The organism is Pelagicoccus enzymogenes, from assembly GCF_014803405.1.
Classification (GTDB): domain Bacteria; phylum Verrucomicrobiota; class Verrucomicrobiia; order Opitutales; family Opitutaceae; genus Pelagicoccus; species Pelagicoccus enzymogenes.
The window spans coordinates 1-9,820 of sequence record NZ_JACYFG010000019.1; the positions used below are offsets into that span (position 1 = coordinate 1).

Below are 9,820 nucleotides of genomic sequence, written 5' to 3' on the forward strand. Positions count from 1 at the left end.
CCGCCGAAGCGGCGGTCGGAGGCGAAGAAGCTTTTGAGCGTGCCCGAGCTCGCCGCGAAGAGAAGGTCGTATATGGCGGCTTCGTTGTAGCGGACCAGCTCGTCGAGCGTGTCGGGCAACGTGAATACGCAGTGGTGGTACCTGGTGGGGAGCAAGCGTTCGCTCTGGGCGGCGACCCACTTGCGGGTGGCCCTGCCTTGGCATTGGGGGCAGTGCCTGTCCCGGCAGCTGTTGTAGGCGACGATCTCGTTGCCGCATGCGCAGACCGTCTGGACGCTGGCTCCCAGGCGGCTTGTGCGGCAGGCCTTGACGCTGCCGAAGACCTTGCACTGCTGGGCGCTGAGCGCCCGTTTCCTTTTGAGAGGGGGTTCGAAGCGGGTGATGATGTCCGCCAGCTTGCCCATCGCCCGTTCGCGTCAGCGAGCGCCTCCATTTTTAGGATACGCTTGCAATGTAGCTGTTTTGTAACTACGTTTTATCGTATCCATTTTATTATTACTCGAACGCTAAGGTGATACGACGGCGGCTTCAGTCATTGCCACCATGTCTGGGTTCGTTGGTTTCGAGCTTTCGATATGAAAGAGGCGAGCGATTGCCGCCGTTGTATCGACCGCTTTGTTGGGCCCAGTTTTCATAAGAACGCTAGTTGGTAATCAAACGTAAGCTCTTTGAGCTTTCTATCTTCATCGAGCTCATACTCGAAACCTACCCTCGAATCTGGAAATGTGAATTTTAGATCTTTCCAAGATGCATAGATGTTGTGGGGGCCGGAATATACATAGCTCCATTCAAGGGCTTCACAGAAACAGACAATTTCCTCTTCCGTAGATCCGATTGGAAGCAGTCTTTTGGCTTCCTCTACAAAATCTTTCCATTTTCTTTTTCTTTCGTATCTCTTTAGCTCAGTGACATCGATTTGCTCACAGTCGAGTGAAGAAGCTTCGAATGGAATGTTCACTCTCTCGATCACGTGCGCACACCCGGAAAGTATCAGTAGCGAAAGCGTTGCTGTGATTTTGGTCATTCTATTTTGCCCAACGTCGAGGCCACACGGCGAGCGCTTGCGCTCGTTGTGTGAGCCGATTGGTTATGTATTTGTTTTTTTACTCTTTCCGATTTTGGGATAAACGACGTCCTTTATGTAGTCGCAGATGTATGTGTCATCGAGTTCGGCAAAAATAGACTCATTGCGAACCAAGACATCAATTGCGTTTCTAGCGAATTCATCGTTGATCTCTTTATCATCATCTTCATCGGGTGTGTTATCGTAAACCACGACGCAGATTGCGGAAAGTAAAGTAACCTTCTTCGAAGGTAGAGTCGTTTCTTTTCTTAGGAATTCTTCGAGGAGGGGAAGATTCTCACCTTCTCCGAGGATTAGGTCTTCATCTTGCGAAAGGATCATTAACTCATCGTTTCTGCTCCATTCTTCGAGCACCGCTCTATTCACTGACGGCATTGAAGATCCAGAGGATGAGATGTCCTTAGATCCACACTTGCTGCATGGGTCGGACCAAATCCTTCTTTCTTCAAACGCTGCATCCAGTTCAGAAATAGCTCTCTCGTCGGTATGCCCACAAGCCTTGCATGTTTTGTACTGTGAGTGTTCCTCTTTCATCACATAACGCCGAAGTCTCACGACGTAGGAGGCGCAGCCTCCGAAGTTGTGAGCACTGACTGGTTCTGTATGCTTTTTATTAGTGCGACCGTGGAGATTAGTATCACGTATCCGCACCAGATATGGGGTACTGGTTGAAAGTGCGGTCTAGCTCCTGGTCCTAAGGAATATGCGAAGAAGAGGGCGTAAGATAGGTATGTGAGAATCGATACGGTCCAAAAGTAGATCCATCGATTATCTCTACTTTTATTCCTTTTGGTACCTTTAAACCAGCCGTAGTGGAGGAGGACTCCGGGAAGAAAGAACAAGGCTACGAGTCCATATGTGAAAACCAGAAGAAAAGCGCCTAGGGTCCAGAGGATGCTAGGAAACACAAGGAGCATCGAACATGCGTATTGCAGGTCGTGATCTTTTATGAGTCTAGCTATTGTATTCATTTTTTCTACAGATTAAGGTAGAGCTAGCCGTTTCCGGCTAGCCCCCTCGCAGATCCCTGCGTGCGGTTTTCCCGCACAGGGCTCCTCTGTCGGGCCGCGCAGTCGCTTCGGCGAAGCGTCGTTTATCGTGAGGGTTGCAGTTGGCATCGGCTGGGTAACGGGTACCTTTCTATGATCTTGGGATTGGGGATGTCTAGGGTTTTCCACATCTGCTTGAAACCTCCCCAATCGTAGCTCTTCTTCTGGCTGCGGTCGTTCAGCGCCCGATAGACGATCCAACGCGCGGCGTTGAAGAACTGGCTGAGCATGGGCGAGTTTCCGATCACTCCGTAGTAGTTGAAGTGGCCTCGGAACTTGGCCCGCAAGGTCCGGGCGAGCCGCTTAAGCGGCGTGCTCCTCTCCTGCCTTATCCAGTCCTTCAGAGCCTTCAGGGCGCCTTGGAACTTCTTCTTGCTGGTCCGACGCTTGACAGTCCGCTTGCCGCTCCGCGCCCGGGCCCAATAAAAGTCGAACCCGAGGTACGTGAACTTGCGGCTGCGCTTCGGATCCAGGCGGCTGAAGCGGATCACTCCGCTCTTCCCCATCGCCAGGCTCAAGCCGAACTTGGCAAGGCGGCTGGAGAGGTTGACGAAGAAGACCTCCGCTTCGTGACCGTACTCGAAGCCAAGGACGAAGTCGTCCGCGTATCTTTGATACGCGACCTGCCCTCGGCATCCTTTCGCGACTACGCGCTCGACCCACAAGTCCAGCGCGTAGTGGAGGTATATGTTCGCCAGTATCGGCGATATGATTCCTCCCTGAGGCGTCCCCGTAGTCGGATTCCTGACAACGCCGTCCTCCTCCATTATCCCCGCCTTGAGCCATTTGCGGATCAGGCGTATGTAGTGTCGGTCGGCAACGCGTTGCTCCAACATGCGGATCAGCCAGTCGTGGTCCATGTTGTCGAAGAAGCCTTTTATGTCGGCTTCCACTACCCAGTGGCATCGGCCGCGGAAGAGCTCGCTGGCCAGCCTCTGGCTGGCGTCGCGGGCCCCTCGTCCGGCGCGGTACCCCATGCTATTGTCCGAGAAGTCCGCTTCGAAGATCGCATCGAGCAACCGGCGGGCGGACATCTGGACGATCTTGTCCTCCAGAGCAGGGATCCCCAGAGGGCGGGTCTTCCCGCTCCCCTTGGCTATATGCTTCCTTCGGACCAGCCGGGCGCGGTAGCGATGGTTCGCCAGCCGCTCCAGCAGACCGCGCAGGTTCGCGTCCAAGTCCTTTTCGTACTCGGCGTAGCTCACCCCGTCCACTCCCGTCGCAGCCTGCCGCCTCAGGAGGCGAAAGCTGTCGTAGAGCATGCGCAGGTCTATCTCTCGATACAACGAGCGGAACCTGTATCCGGAATCCCGCTTCGCCTTGGCGGTCAGTTCGAGCAGGGTGCGGGACACGCTTTCGGTCGGGACTAGCTTTCCCGTTCGAGCGTGAGTGCTTTGCTCACTTGACCCGACAGTCCGTCCCTTCCCCACGCGAACGGCCCTACCGTCTCCGAGTACTACGAACGAATCTGACTCCTCTCGATTCAAGCGAACCCCTTCTTTTGGTTGAAGGCCCGCCCCCTGGAAGGGAAGCCGAGAGGCCTCCCAAGTTCTCGCGCGTTTCTGTGCAGGCGCGCCACAGCTACAGACCCCGGTGGAACCGACGCGATCTCACCTGTAGCGATCTCGCCGATGCTGGCTTCACGACACGTTACACGCTCGCCTTCCACATCTGCTTCCTTCTTACGGGGCTCATATTGCTCTGGGGAGCTTGCGAGGCTCCTTGCGGCTCGCGCTGCTTCTCTCTGTACGCTTCGAGAATGCTGTTCCGCCACCCGTCCGTTCGCTTGTAGCAGACTTCCGGATACAATCGTTATAAGGCGATCAACCTGATTCAGTGACTCAGCTAACATTCTCGCAACACTCGATACATCATGTTTGGTTCTAACTTTTAATGGCCGGGACTTGCACCCGGCAAGAAACGCGAAGCTTACACTTGGCGCACAACGTCAAAGTGATACGCGAGGGCCTAGAGGCCCGTTGTGAAAGTTGTTGTGTGGATACGCCCTTGCTGCGTCCACAACTCGGGGCGTTTGGCCCGAGTTGTATCGACTGCCTGGTTCGACCATATTTTCATCTTTTTTTCAGAAGTATTTCCTCTCTCTTGATCGATCCTTTTTGTCTTCGTCGGTCTGATAGATTTCTTCGATTTCTTCCATCTTGAAAGGCCAAGAATCGTAGCCTTGTGCCTCAATGATCCACTTACAATTCGAGATCGTAACTTTTCTTATCTCTGTTCCGTTTTTGAGCCTGACCGTCACCTGAGTACCGCCCATTGCGAATTCGACCATCTTTGCGATTCTCTGTATCCACGGTTTGGGTAACTCGTAATCAGTTCTCATTATTCTCGTCGAGCTCAGGCGACAAGGCCTAAACTATCGTTTAAATTTCTGGGGTGGTTGATTTTCATGAGGTCGTAATGATAGAGGCGGGCGTTTGCCGCAGTTGCCTGGAGCGTCTGGTTCGACCTATCTGTTTTTGTATTCACCGGTTGGATTCGTTCGGTAGTTGTTTTTCTTTTTTTTTTTGAATGCTTCGAGGATCAATTCTCTCTCAAAGCAGGAGTCTCATTTCTTTCCTTCATGTACTCCTCGAATTCTCTTTCTTCTCTTCGTTTCTTCCTTCCCATCAACCAGTAGATTCCAAATCCTAGAAACGCTATCGGAAGGGCAAAAACTAGTAGCGCAATGAATGCTTCCATTGTTACTGGCATCCCTTTGGCGACATGCTCTACTGGAAAGTCGTTCTTCATTTATTTTTCTTCGTCGAACGACTAGCTCAGACGCGGCGGCCAAAGCTATCGGTAAAGTTTCTGGGGTGGTGGATATTCATGCGTTCGTAGTGAAAGAGGCGAGCGTTTGCCGACGTTGTCTGCGGCGTCTGGTTGGCTCTATTTGATAGTTTTGATTTTTGAGAAAGTCGCCTTGAGGTGTAGGCTTAAAGGGTAACGATCTAGGAACGCCCAAAATGGTCCATAGAACTGATAGGTCAGCTCTGACTTGTTTGGCTCTATTTCTCTTATCTTTCCTTTTGCTCCCACTCTACTCGAAGGCCCCATGCCAATGTCGAACGTCGTTTCTTCATCTTTGATCGTAACCTCTCCGTATGCCGAAAGCTGATCGTCTAGCTTCAATGCATCGCTTGGCAACTGGCTTAGGCTGGATCGCAACAGATCCGTAGCTTGGAGCCTACTAGTTGAGAGGAGTTTTCGTTTCATACGATTTCTAGCCAACGTGAAAGCCATACGCGGAAGTCAGCGCGGAGCGCTGGCTGGAGTTGTATGGGCTGCCTGGTGCTTATTTTCTTTCATTCTTACAGCCTGGCATAAACGACGTATCGTTCACTTTCGTTTTAATTCTTCCCTCAATCAAAGCAATGAACGAATCTCCAACTTCGATAAGTCTTGAGGTTTCGAAATCTCTGACAAACTCGCCACTTATCCCGAGTAAGTTCAGTACATCCTTGTTAAGTTCTTTCGGTGCTTTCTTGAGTGCGTCCAGTGCAGAGTGAATCGCCTCAAGCACAAGTCTTCTCCCTTCTTCAGTGGATACATCTTCTTTTAGCGAGAGGGGAACGCAGCCGGAGAAATATCCTCTGGAGGCTAGGAGCCACTGATTACGAATAGGATTGATGATTCTTTCCTCTTCTTCGTTCGATGGATCTTCAAGATGGAGGGACAGGAAACGAAGCCAGAGTTCGAGGATACCATCTTTCATCCAGAAACCGTTCTCGCTATCTATGCTGACGAATGTCGTTCCCATTGATTTCTTTCTTTGCACAACGCGAAAGTGATACGACGAGGATCAGTGCGGAGCACTGACCGCAGTTGTATCTACTGACTGGTTAAGTTTTTTCTTCAGGTAAATGGTGACCTCATCTTCTGTGGATTCTCCCATGTTTAGGGTGGTGCACTCGTAGTCGATTGCACAAATACTCAATACGAATGGCTCAGTCCATCGAATGAAGGTGTGGCCGTTTTCTGTAACTCCAATTCCTGGGTAATACCGATCCGGCTGTCCACTTATTGGTTCAGAACCAAAAAAAGCGGTCACTGGATTGTGTGATTCACTATCCAATACGGTGATGCCTGTGAATGTAGCGAATTCTTCTTCGCTTATGGTTGAACAGCCGTAAATGAATGTGGCGACAATGAATCCGAATGCTACTCGAAATATTTTCATTCTACTTAACGCTGAAGCCATACGCGTAGGCTATCGCGGAGCGATGGCCGGAGTTGTATGAGCTGACTTGTTCGCTCATTTGTTTTCTATAAGTTTCGGCCAACCTCCAGGTACTTCGTCGTCGCTCAAGGTCCGTACTTCTTCGTCTTCTACGAAGTCCCAGATTTTCCAAGTTCGAATGTATCCTGCAGGCAGTTCTCTGTGCTCTTCGTGTCCAAGGATAATCATAACCTCCTCGAGTGATTCGAATCCGTTGTAAACGTAGCTTAGTCCTGCCCGAGCACCGAACTTCAGAATCATGTCAGGTTTCATTACTCTATAGTAGACTTTCCAATCAATCTCTGATTCGTCCCATTCGCAGACCAACGCCCCGTATTCATAATCTCCGAGTGATTTTCTTTCTACTAGTTCTAGGATAAAATCGTTCCCTTTCTTTGATCTGCAGATTTGCCTTACGACGATACCATTTTCTAAGACGACAGGTTCGTCACGTCCCAAAAGGTTTACTATCGTGTAACCGTTGTGCTCCGAGATTACCGGAACCCATTCGTCGGCGAAGGCACAGGCTGGTATGCAAATCAGGAAGAGCGTTATGATTCGTATCATCATTTTTTTAGCGAATCTTAATGGTCGCGTTCCCAGGTAAAAAAAGTGGGGGCGCTTGCCTCCCTTTGCTCGCGGGTTACGTTGCCGTGAGGCGGCGCAGAGCCGCATGTATTCAATAACCAATACAGGAGAGACAAGCGCATGAGAAAGAAGCATATCTACGTAGGCATGGATGTCCACAAGGAAACCACGGTCATTTCCCTCGCCCACGCGGGGCGCAACGGCAAGGTTGAGCACTACGGAACGCTTTCGAGCAGCCTGCACTCGATGAGGAAGTTCCTCGAGCGCAACCGCAAGCCGGGCGTGAAGCTGCATTTCGTCTACGAGGCGGGGCCGACGGGCTTCGCCCTGCAGCGCCGGCTGCAGGCGTGGAACGAGGACTGCATCGTGGTATCGCCAGTGCACGTGCCCAAGAAGGCGGGCGAGAAGGTGAAGACCGACCGCCGCGACGCCGAGCAGCTCGCGAGGATGCATCGCAGCGGAGAGCTGGACCCCATCCGGATCCCCGACGCCGCCGACGAGGCGATCCGCGACCTCTGCCGGTCCAGGTACGACGCCAAGCAGGACCAGCGTCGCAACCGGCAGCGGCTGAAGTCGTTCCTTCTTCGAAACGGATACTCCTACTCCGGCAAGACCAGCTGGAACCAGCGCCACCGGCGCTGGATTCGCGAGCTCGGGCTGCAGCATCCGGCCCAGAGGACGACCTTGGAGGAGTACGTCACCTCGATCGACCAGTGCGGCGAGCGGATCTCGCGCATCGAGCTGCAGCTCCAGCTGCTGCTCGTGGACTGGAGGATGTATCCGCTGGTCCAGGCGTTGATGGCGCTCAAGGGCTTCGCGTGGCTCACCGCCGCGGTGATCGCCAGCGAGCTGGGGGACCTTCGCGGGTACGACAGCCCCCGAAGGCTGATGTCCTACCTCGGGCTGACCACCAGCGAGCATACCACCGGGGAGAGCGTGAGGAAGGGTTCGATCACCAAGTCGGGCAACTCGCACGCTCGCTTCTTCATCGGTAAGCGGTACAAAATCTGCCCCTTAGGCTGGTCTTGACTTCTTCCAGTTTGCCGGGGTCAGAGCCCTGAGCTCTTGCTCCTGCATGATGCCGGTGTTCCGGCTCAGGACGTCTTGCAGATATTCAAGCGGCTGGATGTCCAGGCGTTGGCAGGAGATCAGGATCGAGTAAAGGATCGCCGCGCGATCGCCGGCTTGGGGATGACCTACGAAGAGCCAGTTCTTCTTGCCGACCGCGGTCGGCCGGATGGCGTTCTCCATCCAGTTGTTGTCGATCGCGACGTGGCCGTGACGCAGGTAGGTCGAGAGGTAGCCCCAGTGCGAGAGCGAGTAGTCGCAGGCCTTGGACAAGCCGCTTGACGGAAGGCCTCCACGTCTGAGGATTCCCAATACGCGGCGGATGCGGGCGTGAGCGTTGGCGGACCTCTTGAGGCGAAGGGCCAAGGCTGCTTCCGCGTCGAGGCCGTTCTCGCGGATCTCGCTTTCGACCTCGTAGAGCTTGGCGACGAGCTTGAGGTAGACGCCGCACTCGCGCGGGAAGCTCTCCTTGGCATCGAAGAACTTGCGCCGGGCGTGCGCCCAGCAAGCGGCCAGCTCGATCGCCTCGCTGGACTTCTGCAGCTTCGGGTACGCCTCGTACATGTCGGCCTGGACCACGCCCTCGAAGCCTTCCAGGTGCGAGGTGACCGAGGCGTGGCAGCGCCCGCCGCTCCACTTGTACCAAACGTCGCCAAGCGGCCGGGTCATGCCGCAAAGGTAGCCGGTTTTCGTGCTCTTCTCCCCGTAGTCGGGATCCTGATACTTTATCGGCGTCTCGTCCACCTGGACGTATCCGCCCTCGAGAAGGTCGAGGCGCATATGGTTGTAGATCGGCTTGAGCCATTCGGCGACCTTCTCGACCCAGCGGACCAGGTTCTGGCGGCTGACGGCGAAGCCGTGGCGCTTGTAGATGGAGCATTGGCGGAACAGCGGCAAGTGGTCGAGGAACTTCGAGACGACGACGTAGGCGAGCAGCTCCGCCGAGGCCAGGCCTTCCACAACGCGAAGCGGGGCCGGGGCCACGACTGGCGCCTTGGACTTGTCTCCAACTTTCCGATACTTGGGGCGGACGATGCGGCGGCGGTAGAACTTCGGCGGATCGACCTTCACCTCGTAGGTCTCCTCCTCGCCGATGCGTTCGTAGCTGGAAGGCTCCGCCTTCACCTCATCGGGCTCGACTACCGTCTCCTCGAGGACCGGAAGGTGGCCGTAGAGCTCGTCGCGAGTCTTGCGCGAGGGCTTTGCCTTGCGCTCGTAGGACACCTTCTGCGGCGGCTCGGCCGCCTTGGCTTCCTCGAGCTTGCCCAGCAGGAGGTCGAGTTGGTTGAGGTCGACCTTCTCGGACTTGCCTCCGGCGAAGACCTGGCGGCGGAACCACGCGATCTGGGCCTCCAGCTCGGCTACGCGGCCTTTAAGCGTCGCGTTCTCGGCTAGGACTTCCTCTATCGGCGGCATCGCGTATCTGGATAGAGGATACGCGGTCCGGATCAACGATTTTCTTCAGCGTTCGTACCAGGCCTTGGCCATCCCGTCCTTGAGGTCTATGCCGCCGAGCAGCATCGACAAGGCCTCGCTCTTGAGCCGCAGCTTTCCGCTGGCGGCGTCGCTGGGCCTGGGCCAGGTGAAGCCGCCCTTCTCCAGACGCTTGGCCAGCACCCAAAGCCCGGTGCCGTCGAAGAAGAGTATCTTCAGGCGGTTGCGCCTCCTGTTGGAGAAGACGAACATCCCGCCCTGCAGCGGGTTTTCCTTGAGCTGGTTGGCGGCGACGGCGTAGAGCCCGTCGAAGCTCTTTCGCATGTCCACCGGCTCGACCGCCAGGAAGATGCGAACCGCGGAGGAAAAGCTCAGCAT

The 9,820-nt window shown here is 54.6% G+C and carries 14 protein-coding genes; 1 reads left to right on the forward strand and 13 read right to left on the reverse strand.

Annotation, left to right across the window (positions count from 1 at the left end; genetic code table 11):
• From IEN85_RS10145 to IEN85_RS10190, 11 genes are all read right to left on the reverse strand, one after another.
• A partial coding sequence (locus IEN85_RS10145; RefSeq protein ID WP_191616167.1) for an IS91 family transposase occupies positions 1 to 404 on the reverse strand: 404 nt, incomplete at its 3' end.
• 102 nt (positions 405 to 506) lie between these two features.
• Entirely contained in the window at positions 507 to 635 is a 129-nt protein-coding gene (locus tag IEN85_RS24660; protein WP_263597529.1) for a hypothetical protein, read from the reverse strand.
• Positions 632 to 1,024 (reverse strand): hypothetical protein, encoded by a 393-nt coding sequence (locus IEN85_RS10150; protein ID WP_191616982.1) that lies wholly within the window; start codon positions 1,022 to 1,024, stop codon positions 632 to 634. Before IEN85_RS10150 ends, IEN85_RS24660 begins: the two co-directional genes overlap by 4 nt.
• A gap of 63 nt (positions 1,025 to 1,087) precedes the next feature.
• Entirely contained in the window at positions 1,088 to 1,618 is a 531-nt protein-coding gene (locus IEN85_RS10155; protein WP_191616983.1) for a hypothetical protein, read from the reverse strand.
• A 559-nt stretch (positions 1,619 to 2,177) separates the two neighbouring features.
• Positions 2,178 to 3,485 carry a group II intron reverse transcriptase/maturase gene (gene ltrA / locus IEN85_RS10160; RefSeq protein ID WP_191616984.1) on the reverse strand — a complete coding sequence of 436 codons (1,308 nt, stop codon included), beginning with the start codon at positions 3,483 to 3,485 and terminating at the stop codon, positions 2,178 to 2,180.
• Between the two features lie 731 nt (positions 3,486 to 4,216).
• The gene (locus IEN85_RS10165) at positions 4,217 to 4,474 is read right to left on the reverse strand and encodes a hypothetical protein (RefSeq protein WP_191616985.1); all 258 of its coding nucleotides are present in this window, start codon (positions 4,472 to 4,474) and stop codon (positions 4,217 to 4,219) included.
• A gap of 200 nt (positions 4,475 to 4,674) precedes the next feature.
• Entirely contained in the window at positions 4,675 to 4,884 is a 210-nt protein-coding gene (locus tag IEN85_RS10170) for a hypothetical protein (RefSeq protein ID WP_191616986.1), read from the reverse strand.
• Between the two features lie 138 nt (positions 4,885 to 5,022).
• Positions 5,023 to 5,349: a hypothetical protein gene (locus tag IEN85_RS10175; protein WP_191616987.1), complete on the reverse strand. Its 327-nt coding sequence runs from the start codon at positions 5,347 to 5,349 to the stop codon at positions 5,023 to 5,025.
• Between the two features lie 79 nt (positions 5,350 to 5,428).
• Positions 5,429 to 5,911 (reverse strand): hypothetical protein, encoded by a 483-nt coding sequence (locus IEN85_RS10180; protein WP_191616988.1) that lies wholly within the window; start codon positions 5,909 to 5,911, stop codon positions 5,429 to 5,431.
• A 24-nt stretch (positions 5,912 to 5,935) separates the two neighbouring features.
• Positions 5,936 to 6,313 carry a hypothetical protein gene (locus IEN85_RS10185; protein ID WP_191616989.1) on the reverse strand — a complete coding sequence of 126 codons (378 nt, stop codon included), beginning with the start codon at positions 6,311 to 6,313 and terminating at the stop codon, positions 5,936 to 5,938.
• Between the two features lie 75 nt (positions 6,314 to 6,388).
• Entirely contained in the window at positions 6,389 to 6,922 is a 534-nt protein-coding gene (locus IEN85_RS10190) for a hypothetical protein (RefSeq protein ID WP_191616990.1), read from the reverse strand.
• A gap of 138 nt (positions 6,923 to 7,060) precedes the next feature.
• On the opposite strand from IEN85_RS10190, the gene IEN85_RS10195 reads away from it, so the two are divergent.
• The gene (locus IEN85_RS10195; protein WP_191616991.1) at positions 7,061 to 7,969 is read left to right on the forward strand and encodes an IS110 family RNA-guided transposase; all 909 of its coding nucleotides are present in this window, start codon (positions 7,061 to 7,063) and stop codon (positions 7,967 to 7,969) included.
• On the opposite strand, the gene tnpC is transcribed toward IEN85_RS10195, so the two are convergent.
• Entirely contained in the window at positions 7,955 to 9,424 is a 1,470-nt protein-coding gene (tnpC, locus tag IEN85_RS10200) for an IS66 family transposase (protein WP_191616992.1), read from the reverse strand. The two genes, IEN85_RS10195 and tnpC, sit on opposite strands and share 15 nt — an antisense overlap.
• A 45-nt stretch (positions 9,425 to 9,469) precedes the next feature.
• The coding region (gene tnpB, locus IEN85_RS10205; protein ID WP_191616993.1) for an IS66 family insertion sequence element accessory protein TnpB at positions 9,470 to 9,820 on the reverse strand (351 nt) is incomplete at its 5' end.